Origin of the sequence: Polaromonas sp. (assembly GCF_041689105.1) — a bacterium.
GTDB lineage: Bacteria > Pseudomonadota > Gammaproteobacteria > Burkholderiales > Burkholderiaceae_C > Polaromonas.
The window spans coordinates 1-19,853 of sequence record NZ_JBDNGU010000148.1 but is presented as its reverse complement, the minus strand read 5'-3'; the positions used below and the strand labels follow the sequence as shown (position 1 = coordinate 19,853).

Genomic DNA, 19,853 nt, shown 5'->3' with positions numbered 1-19,853 from the left:
GCGCAGCGGCCCCCTAGGGGGGCAGGGCGCTACGCGAAGCGAGCAACCGTGGGGGCCTTTTCAGCCGCTTCGAGCGTATTGACCAGCAGCATGGTGATGGTCATGGGGCCGACACCCCCCGGCACCGGAGTGATCCAGCCGGCCACTTCCCTGACGCCTTCGAAATCCACATCGCCGCAGAGTTTGCCAGCCTCGTTGCGGTTCATGCCGACGTCGATGACCACCGCGCCTGGCTTGACCATGTCGGCCGTCAGTACATTGCGTTTGCCCACGGCGGCAACCACCACATCGGCCTGAAGTGTCAGGGCCTTGAGGTTCTGGGTGCCGCTGTGGCAGATGGTGACGGTGGCGTTTTTTTGCAGCAGCATCAGCGCCATGGGTTTGCCCACGATGTTGCTGCGGCCTATCACTACCGCGTGTTTTCCCCTCAGGTCGTAACCTTTTCCGTCATGGAGGCTTTCCAGCATCTTTATGCAGCCGTAGGGCGTGCAGGGCCAGAAGCCGGGCTGGCCGACCATCAGCGCGCCGGCGCTGGCCACATGGAAACCGTCCACGTCCTTGGCCGGTGAAATCGCTTCAATGACCTTGTGTGCATCAATGTGCGCGGGCAGCGGCAGTTGCACCAGGATGCCGTGAATGGCCGGGTCCCGGTTCAGCGCATCCACGCGCGCCAGCAGGTCGGCCTCGCTGAGCGTGGCCGGGTATTGCTCCAGCACCGAGTGCAGGCCGCTTTCCTGGCAGGCCTTGACCTTGTTGCGCACATACACCTGGCTGGCCGGGTTCTCGCCGACCAGCACCACGGCCAGACCGGGGACCACGCCTCTTGCGCGCAAGGCCGCGGCGCGCAGGGCGACATCGCCGCGCAGTTGTTTGGACAATGCATTGCCGTCAATGAGTTGTGCAGTCATGTGTCGATTTTTGAAGTAAAAACGCCCGCTGGTCCATGAACCACGGGCGCAAGCAGCTATCGAAACAATAGCGAAAGAAAGGGGTCAGGCTTTGGGTGCGCTCGAGCCCAGCGCGATTTTCAGCAGGTCGGCCACAGTGTTGGCATTGAGCTTTTCCATGATGTTGGCGCGGTGCGCCTCCACCGTCTTGATGCTGATGCCAAGGTCGTCGGCAATCTGCTTGTTCAGGCGGCCCGCCACGATGCGTTCGAGCACCTGCGCTTCGCGCGAGGTCAGCTTGGCGAGCAGGGCGTCGCGGCTGGCCGACTGCTGGTGTTCGCTGAAGGCTTCCTTGGCCTGATCGAGCATGCGTTCGACCAGGCTGACCAGGGCTTCTTCCTGAAAAGGTTTCTGGATGAAGTCCATCGCGCCTTTTTTCATGGTGTCCACGGCCATGGGCACGTCGCCGTGGCCGGTGATGAAAACGATGGGAAGAGGAGATTTGCGTTCAACCAGGCGGTCCTGCAGTTCCAGGCCGGTCATGCCGCCCATGCGGATGTCCACGATCAGGCAGGCGACTTCGCGCGCGTCGTAACGGCTCAGGAAGGTTTCGGCGGAGTCGTAGCAGCGCACCCGGTAGTCCTTGCCTTCGAGCAGCCACTGGAGCGAGTCACGTACACCCTCGTCATCATCGACGACATACACGGTGCCTTTTTTTGGAATCAAGCTCATGCCAAACCTTTTGCGTAAACGGTATCAAACAGCTTGTCAGTGAACGCCGGCCGGAGGGGACGGTGTTTCTGTGGCAGCCAGGGCTGGTGAAAGCAGGGGAGTCACGGGGATCCAGAAGGTAAACCGGCACCCCACCACTTCGTCGCCATTGTAGAGGTTCTCAGCCTGCATCCTGCCCTGGTGCGACTCGACAATACTGCGGCACAGCTTCAGGCCGATACCCATGCCTTCGGCCTTGGTCGAGTAGAAGGCTTCATAGAGGCGGCTCATGACTTCAGGCGACAGGCCCTTGCCCGAGTCCAGCACCGAGAACTCGATCACGCTCTGGTCATCGATGTGTTTGGGCACCACGCGCAACTCGACGCTGCGGCGCGCCGTGGGCCGCTTGGCCTGGGCGATCGACTCCGCGCCGTTTTTCATCAGGTTGATCAGCACCTGCTCGATCAGGATGGGGTCGACCATCACGGGCGGCAGGCGTGCAGCGATGTAATGGCTCAGGCGCACGTTGTGGCGGCGGAGTTCGATGTCGGCCAGTTCCATGGCGTTGCTGACCATGGTGGCCACGTCGGACGCGGTGCGGTTGGGCTCGCTGCGTTTGACGAAGGAGCGGATGCGCTGGATGATCTGCCCGGCCCGGTGTGCCTGTTTGGCCGTTTTCTCCAGCGCCACCAGCAGGTCTTCATTGCTGATCTGCTGGCCCTTGATGCGCGAGACCATGCCATTGCAGTAGTTGTTGATGGCGGTCAGCGGCTGATTGAGCTCGTGGGCGACGCTGGATGCCATTTCGCCCATGGTGATCAGGCGGCTGGCCGATTGGGCGCGTTCGGCCTGCTGGGCCGACTGCTCCTCGGCGTGGCGGCGCGGCGTGATGTCGGTGGCAATCACCATCTGTGCGAGGCGACCGTCCACCCAGGTCAGGTAGCGCGAGCGCACTTCCAGCCATTTGCCGAGTTCGGGCACAAAAATTTCGGCGTTTTCGGTCTGGGCCGTCGTCAGGGTGTCGGTCGGGAAGCCGGCCAGTCCGTCCACGGGGTCCAGCGTGTCGTTGGTGGGCGCCACGGGCGGCACGCCGGCCTGCGCAATCAGGTTCATGTGGCCTGAGACCTCCCCGCCAAACCAGGCGCGGTAGAGCTTGTTGGCAAACAAAAGCTCTTCGCTGCCCAGCGGCGCGACGGACACGGCGGCGTCCAGCCCTTCAAGCACGGTGGTGAAGCGTTCATAGGAGTTGGAGAGCTCCTCGCGAATGCGTTTGGGCTCGGTGATGTCGGTGACCGAGGTCATCCAGCCGGTCTGCTGGCCGCGCGGATCGATCAGCGGCGAAACATACATGCGGCCATCGAAAATTGCGCCGCTTTTGCGCTTGATGCGCACTTCAAAACCGCCGGGTGTGGACCGACCGTGCAACTCGTCGTCCAGCCGCGCTGCCAGCGTGTCGCGGTCCTGCTCGGGCCAGTAGGGGAAGGGGGCGGTGCGGCCCACCAGTTCACCTTCGCTCCAGCCCGTCATCTGGCAAAACGCCGGGTTGACATAGGTGATGCGGCCCTGCAGGTCAAGCGCGCGCATGCCGGTCAGCATGGAGTTTTCCATGGCGCGGCGGAAGTTGGTTTCCGAGATCAACGCCTCCTGCGCCTGCACGCGTCGCCGCGTGTGGCGCCAGGTGCCCATCAGCATCCAGACTGTGAGGGCGCTCAGCGCGCTCACCAGCCAGAAAAAACCGCTGCCCACGACACCGAGCGATGCCCGGTAGCCCTGGGCCTTGAGCAGCAAGCCATTGCCGACCGGAGAAACCGGGATCTCGTACTCCTGGGCTTCGTCAGACCAGGGCAGCAGTTTGGCGGCGGTGTTTCGCGGTGGCGGCAGGTTGCCGGCCAGCAACTTGCCCTTGTCGTCGAGCAGCGCCACCGCGTATTTGGCGGTGACTTCGGTTGGAACGCCAAAGCGCAGCAGGCCGTCGATCGCGTATTCGCCCATGATCACGCCGCCGAACTTGCCCTGGTCGTCCAGCGGTACCTGCAACTGCAGGCTGGGGCCGTTGTAGCTCGCATCGTCCCGGGTGGTCAGTGGGCGCGAGTAAACCGGCTGGCGCAAATCGCGCGCCAGGCTGAACGTACCCTCTGTTTCGCCGTATTTGAGCTGGTCGCCGGTCGCGCGTACCTGCGCCACGTTGGCGCTTGGCGAGACATAGGTGGCCTTGACCTTGCGGCGCGAGTCCACCCAGGTCACAGCCAGCAACTCGGGGTACTGGTTGACCAGCGACTCGGCCTGCGCGACGAACTCCTCGGTGTCCAGCTCCTTGTTCGACACGTCTCGGCCCAGGCGCATCAGCTGTTCCTGGCGCTCCAGCAACCGCAGGCGCAGTCGCTGCTGGGCGTATTCGACATCCCGTTTGACGGCTTGTTGTTCGCGGTCGATCTCCTCGATGCGCAAGTAGGCGAAGGCCGCAATCACGGCCGCCAGGAACAGCATCACGGCGAGCAGCGGGCCCAGCGTGACAAATCTGTCCTGGCGGGTAGGCGATTGTTTGCGCCACCAGTGACGCCAGCGGGCCAGCGGGGCGGTGCCGGGCGGGCGGGCGGGGGGGGCGGGTGAAGGGACGGTCATGGTGGGCCGTCAAGTTTAAGGGACAGATGGCTGTGCCGGGGTGTATTCCCCAGGGACGCAATGCCATCGACCGGGGGATTTATCGGGTGTGTGCAGGTCAATTCTCAATTACTCACTAAATTTCTTAATATGAAATCAATATGCGCTATTTGAAATTTAATAAAAGTTATGAGAAACTAGGGGCTTGAATCTAAATTGCGTTAAAACGTGATGAAGACGCTACTCAACACCACGCTAGCACCCTAGCGAACAGCAGGAGACAAAACCATGGCTGCAAATCCGGACCAGGCACGTGTGGACACTTTAGGCAAGGCCGCGAACGACGCGCTCGACAAGGACGCCCAGGAAACACGGGAGTGGCTGGAAGCCCTGACCGCCGTCATCGAGAGCGAAGGCCCCGAGCGCGCCCACTACCTGCTAGAGCAGCTTCTCGAGCATGCCCGCCAGGGCAGCATAGACATGCCGTTTTCGGCCAATACCGGTTACGTGAACACCATCGAGACGGATCAGGAAGAGCGCTCTCCTGGCAACCTTGAAATCGAGCGCCGCCTGCGCGCCTACATGCGTTGGAACGCGATGGCGATGGTGGTCAAGGCCAACCGCCTGCATCCGGCCGATGGCGGCGACCTGGGCGGCCACATCGGTTCTTTCGCCTCGTTGGCCAGCCTGTTTGGTGCCGGTTTCAACCATTTCTGGCATGCTGAAAGTGAAGGCCATGGCGGTGACTGCCTCTACATCCAGGGCCATGTGTCGCCAGGTGTTTATGCCCGTGCCTACCTCGAAGGTCGCCTGACCGAAGAGCAACTGCTCAACTTCCGCCAGGAGGTCGATGGCAAGGGCTTGTCGAGCTACCCGCACCCCAAGCTCATGCCCGAGTTCTGGCAGTTCCCCACGGTGTCCATGGGGCTGGGTCCCCTCATGGCGATTTATCAGGCGCGTTTCCTGAAATACCTGCATGCACGCGGCATTGCCAACACTGAAAACCGCAAGGTCTGGGTGTTCTGTGGTGACGGCGAGATGGACGAGGTCGAGTCCATGGGCGCCATCGGCCTGGCAGCGCGCGAAAAGCTCGACAACCTGGTGTTTGTCATCAACTGCAACCTGCAGCGCCTGGACGGGCCGGTGCGCGGAAACGGCAAAATCATCCAGGAGCTCGAGGGCGACTTCCGCGGCGCCGGCTGGAACGTGATCAAGCTGATCTGGGGCAGCAGCTGGGACCCGCTGCTGGCGCGCGACAAGGACGGGGCGCTGCGCAAGATCATGATGGATACGGTCGATGGCGACTACCAGGCCATGAAGGCCAATGACGGCGGCTATGTCCGCAAGCATTTTTTCGGCAAGGACCCGAGGACGCTGGAGATGGTCGCCAAGATGAGCGACGAGGACATCTTCGAACTGCGCCGCGGCGGCCACGATTCGCAAAAGGTCTATGCAGCCTTTCACGCCGCCGTCAATCACGTTGGCCAGCCCACCGTGCTGCTGATCAAGACCGTCAAGGGTTTTGGCATGGGCAAGATCGGTGAGGGCAAGAACAACGTCCACCAGACCAAGAAACTCTCGGACGAGGATATCAAGACCTTCCGCGACCGCTTCAACATCCCTATCCCCGACAGCCAGCTCGCCGACATCCCGTTCTACAAACCGGCCGATGACACGCCAGAGATGAAGTACCTGCATGAGCGCCGCAAGGCACTGGGCGGTTATTTGCCGCACCGCCGCGTCAAGGCCGACGAAAGCTTCAGCGTGCCGGCGCTGGAGACCTTCAAGTCGGTGATCGAGCCGACGGCCGAGGGCCGCGAAATCTCGACCACACAGGCCTATGTGCGCTTCCTCACGCAGTTGCTGCGCGACCAGGCGCTGGGCCCGCGCGTGGTGCCCATCCTGGTGGACGAAGCGCGCACCTTCGGCATGGAAGGCCTGTTCCGGCAGATCGGCATCTACAACCCGGACGGCCAGCAGTACACGCCGGTCGATAAAGACCAGGTGATGTATTACAAGGAAGACAAGAAAGGCCAGATCCTGCAGGAAGGCATCAACGAGGCCGGCGGCATGAGCAGCTGGATTGCGGCGGCCACTTCGTACAGCACCAACAACCGGATCATGATCCCGTTCTACGTGTATTACTCGATGTTCGGCTTCCAGCGCGTCGGTGATCTGGCTTGGGCTGCCGGCGACATGCAGGCACGCGGCTTTTTGCTGGGCGGCACATCCGGACGTACCACGCTCAACGGCGAAGGCCTGCAGCATGAGGACGGGCACAGTCACATACTGGCCGGCACTATTCCAAACTGCGTCTCTTACGACCCGACCTTTGCGCACGAGGTCGGCGTTATCCTGCACCATGGCCTCAAGCGCATGGTCGAGCGCCAGGACAACGTGTATTTCTACCTGACGCTGCTCAACGAAAACTACGCCATGCCCGGCCTGCAGCCCGGCACCGAAGAACAGATCATCAAGGGCATGTACCTGTGCAAACAGGCGCCAGCCCTTGCCGCCAAGGCGCCAACGGTCCAGTTGCTGGGCAGCGGCACCATCCTGCGTGAAAGCATTGCCGCCCAGGAACTGCTTGAGAAGGACTGGGGTGTCGCCGCGGGCGTGTGGAGCTGCCCGAGCTTCAACGAACTCACGCGTGACGGCCAGGACGCCGATCGCTGGAACCTGCTGCATCCGTTGGACACGCCCCGCATCCCCTTCGTGACGCAACAGCTCTCAACCAGTGCCGGCCCGGTGGTCGCTTCCACCGACTACATGAAGGCCTACGCCGAGCAGATCCGTCCCTTCATTCCCAAAGGCCGCACCTACAAGGTACTGGGCACCGACGGTTTTGGACGCAGCGATTTCCGCAGCAAGCTGCGCGCGCACTTTGAAATCAACCGCCACTACATCGTGGTGGCCGCGCTCAAGGCGCTCAGTGAAGACGGCACCGTGCCGGTCGCCAAGGTGGCCGAGGCCATCAAGAAATACGGCATCAATGCCGACAAGATCAACCCGCTTTACGCCTGAGCACTGCGCAGCGAACGAACAGAGCGAACGGAGACAAGAACATGGCATTGATAGACATCCAGATCCCCGACATCGGCGACTTTGACGAGGTCACCGTCATCGAACTGCTGGTCAAACCCGGCGACACGATCAAGGCTGACCAGAGCTTGATGACGGTCGAGAGCGACAAGGCCTCGATGGAGATCCCGTCCAGCCAGGCCGGCGTCGTGAAAGAGCTCAAGGTCAAGCTGGGCGACAAGGTCAAACAAGGATCGGTCGTCCTGTTGCTGGAGTCCGCCGACGCGGCCACGCCTGCTGCCGCTCCGGTTTCTGAACAAAAACAGGCACCAGCCCCTGCTGCACATGCGCCGGCAGCTACAAAATCAGTAGCAGAGCCAGCGTCTGCAGACAGTGGCCCCCTGGAGGTGCTGGTGCCCGACATCGGCGACTTCAAGGACGTTGTGGTCATTGAAATGCTGGTCAAGGTCGGCGACACCGTCAAGGCCGAGCAGTCGCTGGCGACCGTCGAGTCCGACAAGGCTTCGATGGAAATTCCGTCCAGCCAGGCGGGCGTCGTCAAAGAAATCAGGATCAAGCTCGGCGACAAGATCAATGTCGGCGACGTGCTGCTGTTGCTCGACGGCGTCGTGGCCGCGCCCGCCGGCTCGCCTGCGCCGGCCCCCGCCGCCCCGGCGTCCGCCCCTGCATCTTCGCCTGCACCTGCCAGCGCACCGGCAGCCGCCGTGCCCGCGCATGAACCTTCCACCCCCACCGGCAACTTGCCACACGCCTCACCGTCGGTGCGCAAGTTCGCGCGCGAGCTCGGCGTGCCGCTGGCCGAGGTCAAGGGCAGCGGCCCCAAAGGCCGCATCACCCAGGACGACGTGCAGGCTTTCACCAAATCCGTCATGGCTGGCGAGGTGCGCACCCAGGCGCAGGCTGCCAAGGCACCCGCGTCTTCCGGCGGCGGCGCAGGGCTGGACCTGCTGCCCTGGCCCAAGGTGGACTTCGCCAAATTTGGTGCTGTCGAGCGCAAGGACCTGCCGCGTATCAAGAAGATCAGCGGCGCCAACCTGCTGCGCAACTACGTGATGATTCCGCACGTCACCAACCATGACGATGCCGACATCACCGACCTGGAAGCTTTCCGCGTGTCCACCAACAAGGACAACGAAAAGTCAGGCGTGAAGGTCACCATGCTGGCCTTCCTGATCAAGGCCAGCGTCGCGGCCTTGAAGAAATTTCCCGAGTTCAATAGCTCACTCGACGGCGACCAGCTGGTCTACAAGCAGTACTACAACATCGGTTTTGCCGCTGACACGCCCAACGGGCTGATGGTGCCTGTGCTCAAGGACGTCGACAAAAAAGGCATCATGCAGATCTCGCAGGAGATGGGCGAGCTGGCGAAAAAAGCGCGCGACGGCAAGCTGGCGCCGGCCGAGATGCAGGGCGCGAGCTTCACCATCTCTTCGCTGGGCGGTATTGGGGGGCGTTATTTCACACCCATCATCAACGCGCCTGAAGTGGCCATTCTCGGCGTATCCAAGAGCCAGATGGAGCCGGTCTGGGACGCCAGCCACGAAGGTGGGGCCTTCCGTCCGCGCCTGATGCTGCCGCTGTCGCTGGCGTGGGATCACCGCGTGATCGACGGCGCCGGTGCTGCTCGTTTCAACGCCTATCTCGGTTCCATCCTGGCCGACTTCCGCCGCGTGCTGCTTTGACCCCCACGCTCGTCACTTCGTGTACTTCGCTGCACCTTGCAGGCCGCCGCTCGCCAGAGGCTTCGCTTCTGGCGCCTGTCCAAACCTGCTCAAGCAGGTTCGGAGCCGAAGGCGCCAGCCCCGAGGGGGCCGCTGCTCCTGCGGTCTGGCGGAGCCAGTCCCGCGGCCCCTGCTTGAAGGGATTGCCGGAATGACGACCCTTGTGGTGGTCAGGAAGGCCGGGCAGGCGGTGATTGCCACGGACGCGCTCATCACCTTTGGCGATACGCGTCTGGGCAGCCGCTACGAGGTCAACAGCAAGATATTCAAGGTGGATGCCCCGGCTGGCGCCAGTTACATCGGCATGGCCGGTACGGTGGCGCATTTTCCGGTGCTGCGCAAGGCCCTGGCCACCCTGCCCAAGGACCAGCTGCGCTTTGGCAGCAAGGACGAGGTCTTCGACACCTTCAACAAGGTGCACCCGGTGCTCAAGGAGGCTTTTTTCCTGCAGACCAAAGAAGACGACAACGACCCTTACGAGTCCAGCCAGTTCAGCGTGCTGATCGCCAATGCCAGCGGCATCTATGGGCTGTATAGCTACCGCGAGGTGTTCGAGTTCAAGGAGTTCTGGGGCATAGGGTCCGGACGCAGCTTTGCGCTGGGTGCCATGCACGCGACCTGGGAAAAGGCCAAAACGGCGCGCGAAGTGGCGATGGCCGGCATGAACGCCGGTTGCGAATTCGACAAAAACTCCGCCGGCCCGGCGGAACTGTTCACGGTCAAGCTCAAAAAGTAAGCTGACCCCGACCCCTCAAGCGGAGAAAAGAGACATGGCATTGATAGACATCCAGATCCCCGACATCGGCGACTTCGACGAGGTCACCGTCATTGAACTGCTGGTCAAACCTGGCGACACCATCAAGGCAGACCAGAGCCTGATGACGGTCGAAAGCGACAAGGCCTCGATGGAGATCCCGTCCAGCCAGGCCGGCGTCGTGAAAGAGCTCAAGGTCAAGCTGGGCGACAAGGTCAAGCAGGGAAGCGTCGTGCTGTTGCTGGAGGCCGCCGCCGCTGCCGCCCCCGCCGCTGCGCCCTCACCCCAGCCCGCTCCCGCAAGCGGGAGAGGGAGTAGCATGAAACAGCCGGCATCAACTCCCTCTCCTGCGGGAGAGGGCCGGGGTGAGGGTGTCCCCGCTCCCACCGCCACCACGTTCACCGGCAATGCCGACCTCGATTGCGACCTGCTGGTGCTGGGCGCCGGCCCCGGCGGTTATTCAGCGGCTTTCCGCGCGGCTGATCTCGGGCTGAAGGTGGTGCTGGTCGAGCGTTACGCCACCCTCGGCGGCGTCTGCCTGAATGTCGGCTGCATCCCGTCCAAGGCGCTGCTGCATGTGGCCGCCGTGATGGACGAGGTCAAACACTTTGACAGCTTGGGTGTGAGTTTTGGCGAACCCACGCTGGACATTGGCAAGCTGCGCACGCACAAGGAAAAAGTCGTCGGCAAGCTTACCGGTGGCCTGGCTGCCATGGCCAAAATGCGCAAGGTGACGGTGCTGCGCGGCTACGGCGCCTTTGTCGGCGCCAATCACCTGCAGGTCGATGAAACCAGCGGTGCCGAAGGCCAGGAAAAAACCGGCAAGAGCCAGACCATCGCGTTCAAAAACTGCATCATCGCTGCGGGCTCGCAAGCCGTGCACCTGCCTTTCATGCCGGACGATGCGCGCGTGGTGGACAGCACCGGTGCGCTGGCACTCAAAGAAGTGCCCAAGCGCATGCTGGTCCTGGGCGGCGGCATCATCGGCCTGGAAATGGGTACGGTGTATTCAACGCTGGGTGCGCGCCTGGATGTGGTCGAGATGCTGGACGGCCTGATGCAGGGCGCCGACCGCGACCTGGTCAAGGTCTGGCAGAAGATGAACGCGCCACGCTTTGACAACATCATGCTCAAGACCAAAACCGTGGGCGCCAAGGCGACCCAGGCCGGCATCGAAGTGAGCTTTGCCGCAGCGGAAGAGGGCGGCACCGCCCCTGCGCCGCAAACCTATGACATGGTCCTGCAAGCCGTGGGCCGCACACCCAACGGCAAGAAGCTCGCTGCCGAGAAGGCCGGCGTGGCCGTGACCGACCGCGGCTTCATCAACGTCGACATCCAGATGCGCACCAACGTGCCGCACATCTTCGCCATCGGCGACATCGTCGGCCAGCCCATGCTGGCACACAAGGCAGTGCATGAGGGCCATGTGGCCGCCGAAGTGATTGCTGGTGAACTGCAAGGCAACAAAGAACTCGCCAGCGCCGCTTTCAACGCCCGCGTGATCCCCAGCGTGGCTTATACCGACCCCGAAATCGCCTGGGTGGGCTTGACCGAGACCGAAGCCAAAGCGCAAGGCATCAAGGTCAAAAAAGGCCTGTTCCCGTGGACGGCTTCCGGCCGCGCGATTGCCAATGGCCGAGATGAGGGCGTGACCAAACTGTTGTTCGACGACAGCCCGGAGGCCCATGGCCACGGGAAGATCCTGGGCGGCGGCATGGTCGGCACGCATGCTGGCGACATGATTGGCGAGGTGGCTCTGGCCATCGAGATGGGCGCCGACGCGGTGGACATCGGCAAGACCATCCACCCGCACCCGACGCTCGGCGAGAGCATTGGCATGGCGGCTGAAGTGGCGCATGGCAGCTGTACGGATTTACCACCGGTGCGCAAGTAGAACAGGCATCCTGGCGCCCCTGCAACGCCCGAGCCTTTACCGGCTCGGGCTTTTTGCTGTGGAGGTGGTAGAAATGCGTAGGCTGAACGGTCACAATCGTGGGTAATCCACAAAGCGCACAGCCCTTAATCAGTCGATCACGACAATCGCCAATCCATGCCTTCATCCAAGCTCCCCTACGACCTGCCGTCCCGCGCACCGAGTCCTGTCGTCAGAGAGGAGCAGATCGAATACGGCTTCATCGGCAAGCTTCAAGGCCTCAAATACGAGTACCGCGCGGACATTCGTGACCGCGCCTCGCTAGAGTGCAACTTCCGTGAAAAGTTCGAAGCCCTCAACCGCGTCAAGCTGTCCGATAGTGAGTTTGCGCGGCTGCTCGACGAGATCGTCACCCCGGATGTGTTTACCGCCGCCCGCACCCTGCGCGAGCGAAATGCTTTCACTCGCGAAGACGGTACTCCGCTGAACTACACCCTGGTCAACATCAAAGACTGGTGCAAAAACACCTTTGAGGTCGTCAACCAGCTGCGCATCAACACCGACAACAGCCACCATCGCTACGACGTTCTTATCCTCATCAACGGTGTGCCATGCGTGCAGGTTGAGCTCAAGACCCTGGGCATCAACCCGCGCCGCGCCATGGAACAGATCGTTGACTACAAAAACGACCCCGGCAACGGCTACACCAAGACCCTGCTGTGCTTTCTGCAGCTCTTCATCGTTAGCAACCGCACTAACACCTACTACTTCGCCAACAACAACGCCCGCCACTTTTCGTTTAACCAAGACGAGCGCTTTTTGCCGATTTATCAGTTTGCTGATGAGGCGAACAACAAGATTACCCAGCTCGACAGTTTTGCCGATACCTTCCTCGTCAAATGCACGCTTGGCCAAACCTTGAGCCGCTACATGGTTCTGGTGGCCAGCGAGCAAAAGCTGCTCATGATGCGGCCCTACCAGGTGTATGCGGTCAAGCAGATCGTGGACTGCATTCAGCAGAACTGCGGCAACGGCTATATCTGGCACACCACCGGCAGCGGCAAAACGCTCACGTCCTTTAAGGCGTCCACACTTCTCAAAGACCGTGAGGACATTGATAAATGCCTCTTTGTGGTGGACCGCAAAGACCTTGACCGCCAGACCCGCGAGGAGTTCAACCGCTTTCAGGAAGGCTGCGTGGAGGAAAACACCAACACCGCCGCGCTGGTGCGCCGGCTGCTGTCTGACGACTATGCCGACAAAGTCATCGTCACCACCATCCAGAAGCTGGGCCTGGCGCTGATTGATACCAGCAAGCGCAACAAGCAGCAAAAGAAACACGGCAAAGCCACTTATAAAGAGCAGCTAGAGCCGCTGAGCGACAAGCGCATCGTCTTCATCTTTGACGAATGCCACCGCTCCCAGTTTGGCGCGAACCACGATGCTATCAAGGAGTTCTTCCCCAAGGCGCAACTCTTCGGCTTTACCGGCACACCTATCTTTGAAAAGAATGCCACGGCCAAGCAGTTCGAAGGGGATGAAGGGCAGTTCAGAACCACAGAAAACCTGTTTCAAAAGCAGCTGCATGCCTACACCATCACCCACGCCATTGAAGACGCTAACGTGCTGCGCTTCCATGTGGACTACTTCAAACCCGAAGGCAAGAAGCTGCCCAAGCCAGGCGAGGCCCTGGCCAAAAAAGCCGTCATCGAAGCCATCTTGACCAAGCACGACACCGCCACCGCTGGGCGCCGCTTTAACGCCCTGCTGGCCACCAACAGCATCAACGACGCCATCGAATACCACGGCCTGTTTGCCGTGCTGCAAACCGCCAAACAGCTTGCCAACCCCGACTTTCAGCCGCTGAACATCGCCTGTGTCTTCTCCCCGCCCGCCGAGGGCGATGCCGATGTCAAGCAAATTCAGGAAGACCTGCCGCAAGAAAAGGAAGACAACGAAGTGGACCCCGAGGGCAAGAAGGCCTCTCTTAAGGCCATCGTCGCCAGCTACAACGCCCGCTTCGGCAGCAACCATACTGTCAGTGAGTTCGACGAATACTATAAAGACGTGCAGCAGCGCATCAAAGACCAGCAGTGGCCCAATGCCGACTTTCCAGCTGCCAATAAGATCGACATCACCATCGTGGTGGACATGCTGCTCACCGGCTTTGACAGCAAGTACCTGAACACCCTGTACGTAGACAAAAACCTCAAGTACCACGGTTTGATTCAGGCGTTTTCACGCACTAACCGCGTGCTCAACGGCACCAAGCCTTACGGCAACATCCTCGACTTTCGCCAGCAACAAGGCAATGTCGACGCTGCTATTGCCCTGTTCTCGGGCGAGAAGACGGGTGAGCAGGCCCGCGAAATCTGGCTGGTGGACAAGGCCCCGGTCGTCATTCAAAAGCTGGACGCTGCTGTTACCAGGCTGGCGGACTTCATGCAGTCCCAAGGGCTGGCCTGCGCGCCCGAGGCCGTGCCCAATCTCAAGGGCGATGATGCCCGCGCCGCCTTTATCAGCCACTTCAAGGAAGTGCAGCGCCTCAAAACCCAGCTCGACCAGTACACCGACCTGACCGACGACAACGCCACCGCCATCGAGCACATATTGCCCGCAGAAGACCTGCAAGGCTTTCGTGGTGTGTACCTTGATACGGCCCAACGCCTCAAGGCGCAACAAGGCAGGGGCGACAAAGAGGCAGGCGGCGACGCGGCCGACGTGGACCAGCTCGATTTTGAGTTTGTGCTGTTTGCCAGCGCCGTGGTCGACTATGACTACATCATGGGCCTCATGTCGCGCTTCTCGCAGCAAGGGCCGGGCAAGCAGAAGATGAGCCGCGAGCAGCTCATTGGACTCATCCAGGCCGACGCCAAGTTCATGAACGAGCGTGACGACATAGCCGCCTACATCAACACCCTGAAGGCGGGGGAAGGCCTGAGTGAGACTGCCATCCGCGAGGGTTACACCCGCTTCAAGAAAGAAAAAGACAGCACCGAGCTGACCGCCATTGCCACCCAGCACCAGCTGGCCCCGGCCGCACTGCAGGCCTTTGTGGACGGCATCTTGCAGCGCATGATTTTTGATGGCGAAGCCTTGAGCGACCTCATGGCCCCGCTGGATTTGGGCTGGAAGGCCCGTGCCCAGGCTGAACTGGCGCTGATGAAAGAGCTGGTGCCTTTGCTAATAAAACGCGCTCAGGGGCGTGAGATTTCTGGGCTGAGTGCGTATGAGCAGTAAAGAAAAGGCATCTTTGGTGCCCACGCTGCGTTTTCCGAAGTTTCTGGGGGCTGGTGAGTGGACAAAGGAAAAACTGGGTTCCCTAGCTTCGATCAGCACGGAGAAGGTTGGCGACAAGACATGTGTTCCCATGAGCATCACATCCGGCGTTGGACTCGTCAGCCAGGAGGACAAGTTTGGCCGAGTCATTGCCGGTGACTCCTACAAAAACTACTTGGTATTAAAGCCATACGACTTTGCCTATAACAAGAGCGCGACCAAAGAGTACCCAGAGGGATTCCTCGCGCTGTATTCTGGCGACAAGCTTGCCGCTGTGCCAAACAGCATATTTACCTGCTTCCGCGTCATTGGGGATTCACCAGACCCTCGCTATCTGAATTACCTGTTCCAAGGAAATTTGCATGGTCAGTGGTTGCGAAAGTTCATTCAAGTCGGTGCTCGTGCTCACGGTTCGTTGAGCATTAACGATAGCGACCTGCGCGCACTCCCTGTTCCACTCCCCAATGGGAAGTCATCACTCGCCGAACAACAAAAAATCGCCGACTGCCTGAGTTCGTTGGACGAGCTGATCGCCGAGCAAGCCCGCAAAGTAGACGCGCTCAAGACCCATAAACAAGGGCAGATGCAGCAGCTTTTCCCCCGCGAAGGCGAAACCCAACCGCGTTTGCGGTTTCCTGAGTTTCGGGATGCGGGGGATTGGGCGCCCAAATCAATCGGGCAACTCGGTGAAGTCGTGACTGGAAGTACCCCCAGCACGGCCAAGCCGGAATACTACGGTGGGGACAGGCTTTTTGTTTCGCCTGCAGATATCTCTGACAGCAGATTCATTGAGAAGACAAAAACCACCTTGACTGCGCTTGGTTTTAGTGGGACTCGCCCGATAGAGGCCGACAGCATCTTGTTCGTTTGCATTGGCTCCACTATTGGTAAAATTGCACAGAACAGAGAAGAGTGCGCCACCAACCAACAAATCAATGCAGTCATACCGAGTTCAGAGAATTTTGAAGGGTTTGTTTACTACGCGCTCAGCGGCATTGCAGAAAAGATTGCCAACCTCGCAGGGAGGCAGGCCGTTCCCATCGTCAATAAATCGCTGTTCTCGTCTGTCGAATTGATGACGCCAGAATTGCCTGAGCAGAAGCGCACCGCATATTGCCTGTCCTCACTCGACGAAACAATCTTTGCCGAAACCCATCAACTCGAAACTCTAAAGATACACAAGAGGGGTTTGATGCAAAAACTCTTCCCATATCCGGTGGCGTTCAAATGATGCTCAACGACATTGCTAAGTCGCTTCTGGATGATCCTGCGCGGATCATGCTCATGTACGCCTTCAACGCGACCGGAAAGACGCAACTCAGCGTCGCATACAAGAACGCTACCAAGCAAGAGGACGGCAGCCACACCGGCGTCTACTACAACGCTTACAGCGAAGATCTTTTTGTCTGGAACAACGATGAAGAGAACGACGGGGCCAATGTTCGGCTAGCCGTTTTGCCAAGTAGTCTCAGCAAGTTCCACTCCTCAATGACAGAGGACAACGTTCGCGACAAGCTCAACGCCTATAAGCCTAAATTCGGGTTTGCATTCGACCCGTATGAAGACGACCCGGAGAAGGGGATCGAGTCGATTACGTTTTTCATCCCGAACCAGAACCCGGACTTGCCGCAGCCGCCTATCAAGATTTCGCGCGGGGAAGAGAGAATTTTTGTCTGGTGTTTTTTTCTCGCGTTGTTCGAAGTTGAGGGCTGGGCCAACAAACAGTCGCGCCATTTCTTTATCGACGACCCAGTCTCCAGCCTGGACGACCACAACATCTTCGTTACGGCGGCGACCCTGTACGACCTCATTGAGAAGCAGTTCGAGAAACGCAAGATTATCGTCACAACGCACCACCTTGGACTGTTCTCAATTCTGAGTGACTGGATTACGAAGGGCGAAAAGAGCGACAAGTTCAAGAAGAACAATAAGCCTCTCTACAAGTTGCACATCTTGAGCGCGAAGTCGGGTGAGCTTGAACTGGAGAACTGCCGGAACGACGTGTTCTTGTACCACCTGCGCGTGCTTCAAGTACTGACCCTGGCTCGCGGGGCCAAAGACGTCCGTGCATACCACTTCGCGTTGTTGCGGCAGGTTTTGGAGAACGTGGCATCGTTCCTGGGTGTTGGGCAATTCAGTTATGTACTGAATCAAATCGGAATCAACGAGCCGAGCCGAGTTGCAGACATTGTCAATGCGTTGTCGCACAAGAAGGTTTACTACTACGAGTCGGACATCGTCGTTCAAGACAACTTGGATATCTTCGAAGAGGTGATGAGCGGCCTCATAGCAAAGTACAACTTTGTGCTGCATGCGGAGTAGGACATGAGCGCCCCGATTATTTACAGCACCGAAGACCTACGGGCCCAAATTTCAGTTGTCAACCAACAGTTGACAACTGCCGCAGCCGGGAATCAAAGGTCAACCGTCAAGAAATCCCCGGCAGTTCAGGAGATGCTTGCATGACCGAATTGACTGCTTTTCACGCAGATATCAAAAACATCCTGGAGCAAGCACGCGGCAAAGCGCGGTCGGCAGTGAATGCGGCCATGGTCGAGGCATACTGGCTGATCGGCCAGAGGATCGTGCAAGAGGAGCTGCAAGGGCAGCACAAGGCCCAGTACGGCACGCGGTTGATGCAAGAGCTGTCTATGGCTCTGACGGCAGATTTCGGCAAGGGGTTTTCTTATGCCAATTTGTACAACTTTCGCCAGTTCTACCGGGTCTTTCCTGATCAGCAGATTCTCTACACGCTGTGTAGAGAATTGAGCTGGAGCCACTTGCGCTTGATCATTCGGACCGATTCTCAGCAAGCCATTGAATACTACTGCAAGGAAACACGGGCTCAGAACTGGACTGTGCGCCAGCTGGAGAGGCATATCCAGACCAAGGACTATCAGCGTCTGCTGTCCACCCAAACACAATCCTCAGGCTCTGCAAACAAAGCCGCACACCTGGATTTCATCAAGGACCCCTATGTGCTGGAGTTTTTGCAGCTACCCGAGTCCGGCCAACTCAAAGAAAGTCAGTTGGAGCAAGCCATCATTGATGAGCTACAAAAGTTCTTGCTGGAGCTGGGCAAGGGTTTTTCGTTTGTGGCGCGCCAAATGCGCATCAGCACCGAAACCAGTCACTTTTTCCTTGATCTGGTTTTCTACAACTACTTGCTCAAGTGCTTTGTCATCATCGACCTGAAAACGGGCAAGCTAACCCACCAGGACATTGGTCAGATGGACATGTATGTGCGCATGTTCGATGACCTCAAGCGCGGCGAGGACGACAACCCGACCATCGGCATCATTCTTTGTGATAGCAAGGATGAAACCGTCGTCAAGTATTCGGTGATCAAAGAGAGTCAGCAGCTCTTTGCCTCCAAATACCAGCGGGTGTTGCCAACAGAGGAAGAGCTGATTGCAGAGATTGAGCGGGAAAAGCGCCTGATCGGTGCGCTCCAGGACCTGCCCGACGCATCCACCGAATAAGACACAACCCAACATGACCGAACAAAACCAAAAACAACTGGGCAAGACCCTGTGGGCCATTGCCGACCAACTGCGCGGGGCTATGGACGCGGACGATTTCCGCGATTACATGCTGTCCTTCCTGTTCCTGCGCTATCTGTCAGACAACTACGAGGCCGCTGCAAAGAAAGAGCTGGGCAGCGACTACCCAAAAGTGAACAACGAGGAAGAGGGCGGCAAGCGCCGCGTGCCGCTGGCCCTGTGGTACGCCAACAACCCGGACGACGTGACTGCATTTGAGAAACAGATGCGCCGCAAGGTGCATTACGTTATCCAGCCGCCGCACCTGTGGAGCAGCATCGCTAACATGGCCCGCACCCAGAATGGCGAGATGCTCAACACGCTCCAGGCGGGCTTCAAATACATAGAGACAGAATCATTTGAGAGCACGTTTCAAGGCTTGTTTTCTGAAATTGATCTGGGTTCATCCAAGCTGGGCAAAGGCTACCCGGAGCGCAATGCCAAGCTTTGCACCATCATCAAGAAGATTGCCGAGGGGCTTGCGGACTTTTCTACCGACATTGACGCGCTGGGCGACGCTTACGAATATCTGATTGGCCAGTTCGCCGCCGGCTCGGGCAAGAAGGCGGGTGAGTTCTACACGCCGCAGCAAATCTCTGACATCCTCTCCACCATCGTCACCCTGGACAGCCAGGAGCCCAAAACCGGCGTCAAGCAGCGGCTGGAAAGCGTGATGGACTTTGCCTGCGGATCCGGCTCGCTACTGCTGAACGTGCGCAAGCGCATGGGGCCGCATGGTATTGGAAAGATTTACGGGCAAGAAAAGAACATCACCACCTACAACCTGGCGCGCATGAACATGCTGCTGCACGGGGTGAAGGACACCGAGTTCGAAATCTTTCACGGCGACACGCTGACCAACGACTGGGACATCTTGCGCGAGCTGAACCCGGCCAAAAAGCCCGCCTTTGACGCCATCGTGGCCAACCCGCCGTTCAGCTACCGCTGGGAGTCGAACGACGCCCAGGCGGACGACGTGCGTTTCAAGAACCACGGCCTGGCCCCCAAGTCGGCGGCGGACTTTGCCTTTCTGCTGCACGGCTTTCATTTCCTGAAAGATGAGGGCGTGATGGCGATCATCCTGCCGCATGGGGTGCTCTTCCGTGGCGGGGCCGAGGAACGCATCCGCACCAAGTTGCTCAAGGACGGTCACATCGATACCGTCATCGGCCTGCCATCCAACCTGTTTGGCTCTTCGTTAATTTCACTGTGATTTTTTCCTCACGCCCAACCCAAATCCAACTTACCGCAATGAAACAGAATGCTTGCCCGGTAGTTCGTGAAGCTGCGAAACCCACGGGCATTGGCCTTGATGAGCCGGATGGCGCTGTTGAATCCTTCAGCACAGGCATTGCTGATTCTGTGCTGGCTGAAGTTGAGCAAGCCGGTCTCGTGACGGCGCAGCATCTTGACCACCTTTTTGATGGGCTCCAGTCGGCTGCG

Annotated in this window: 12 protein-coding genes and 1 pseudogene; 9 read left to right on the top strand and 4 right to left on the bottom strand. The window is 59.4% G+C overall.

Translation table 11 applies throughout. The features are described 5' to 3' along the window. Positions 1-29 precede the first annotated feature (29 nt). The 3 genes from folD to ACESMT_RS15325 form a co-directional block, all read right to left on the bottom strand. A complete protein-coding gene (folD, locus tag ACESMT_RS15335; protein ID WP_372827459.1) occupies positions 30-908 on the bottom strand; it encodes a bifunctional methylenetetrahydrofolate dehydrogenase/methenyltetrahydrofolate cyclohydrolase FolD in 879 nt (292 codons plus the stop codon). A gap of 84 nt (positions 909-992) precedes the next feature. Further along, complete coding sequence (locus ACESMT_RS15330; RefSeq protein ID WP_188708366.1) at positions 993-1,619, bottom strand: response regulator transcription factor; 627 nt, start codon at positions 1,617-1,619, stop codon at positions 993-995. 36 nt (positions 1,620-1,655) lie between these two features. Further along, positions 1,656-4,220 (bottom strand): PAS domain S-box protein, encoded by a 2,565-nt coding sequence (locus ACESMT_RS15325; RefSeq protein WP_372827458.1) that lies wholly within the window; start codon positions 4,218-4,220, stop codon positions 1,656-1,658. Positions 4,221-4,487: 267 nt separating this feature from the next. On the opposite strand from ACESMT_RS15325, the gene aceE reads away from it, so the two are divergent. The 9 genes and pseudogenes from aceE to ACESMT_RS15280 all read left to right on the top strand — a co-directional run. Further along, positions 4,488-7,223 (top strand): pyruvate dehydrogenase (acetyl-transferring), homodimeric type, encoded by a 2,736-nt coding sequence (gene aceE, locus ACESMT_RS15320; protein ID WP_372827457.1) that lies wholly within the window; start codon positions 4,488-4,490, stop codon positions 7,221-7,223. A 41-nt stretch (positions 7,224-7,264) separates the two neighbouring features. Further along, the gene (aceF, locus tag ACESMT_RS15315; RefSeq protein ID WP_372827456.1) at positions 7,265-8,923 is read left to right on the top strand and encodes a dihydrolipoyllysine-residue acetyltransferase; all 1,659 of its coding nucleotides are present in this window, start codon (positions 7,265-7,267) and stop codon (positions 8,921-8,923) included. Between the two features lie 190 nt (positions 8,924-9,113). Next, the gene (locus ACESMT_RS15310) at positions 9,114-9,698 is read left to right on the top strand and encodes an MFS transporter (protein ID WP_372827455.1); all 585 of its coding nucleotides are present in this window, start codon (positions 9,114-9,116) and stop codon (positions 9,696-9,698) included. Positions 9,699-9,732: 34 nt separating this feature from the next. Further along, positions 9,733-11,610 carry a dihydrolipoyl dehydrogenase gene (lpdA, locus tag ACESMT_RS15305; RefSeq protein WP_372827454.1) on the top strand — a complete coding sequence of 626 codons (1,878 nt, stop codon included), beginning with the start codon at positions 9,733-9,735 and terminating at the stop codon, positions 11,608-11,610. Positions 11,611-11,766: 156 nt separating this feature from the next. Then, positions 11,767-14,829: a type I restriction endonuclease subunit R gene (locus ACESMT_RS15300; protein ID WP_372827453.1), complete on the top strand. Its 3,063-nt coding sequence runs from the start codon at positions 11,767-11,769 to the stop codon at positions 14,827-14,829. Continuing rightward, positions 14,819-16,099: a restriction endonuclease subunit S gene (locus tag ACESMT_RS15295; RefSeq protein ID WP_372827452.1), complete on the top strand. Its 1,281-nt coding sequence runs from the start codon at positions 14,819-14,821 to the stop codon at positions 16,097-16,099. Before ACESMT_RS15300 ends, ACESMT_RS15295 begins: the two co-directional genes overlap by 11 nt. Continuing rightward, positions 16,099-17,190, top strand: coding sequence for an AAA family ATPase (locus ACESMT_RS15290; RefSeq protein WP_372827451.1), 1,092 nt, complete (start codon positions 16,099-16,101; stop codon positions 17,188-17,190). Before ACESMT_RS15295 ends, ACESMT_RS15290 begins: the two co-directional genes overlap by 1 nt. A 140-nt stretch (positions 17,191-17,330) precedes the next feature. Beyond that, entirely contained in the window at positions 17,331-18,350 is a 1,020-nt protein-coding gene (locus ACESMT_RS15285) for a YhcG family protein (RefSeq protein ID WP_372827450.1), read from the top strand. Positions 18,351-18,363: 13 nt separating this feature from the next. Continuing rightward, a pseudogene (locus ACESMT_RS15280) lies at positions 18,364-19,608 on the top strand (type I restriction-modification system subunit M); the annotation flags it as partial. A 23-nt stretch (positions 19,609-19,631) separates the two neighbouring features. Here ACESMT_RS15280 and ACESMT_RS15275 read toward each other — a convergent pair. Next, on the bottom strand, positions 19,632-19,853 hold a 222-nt coding region (locus tag ACESMT_RS15275), incomplete at its 5' end, for a transposase (RefSeq protein ID WP_372827449.1).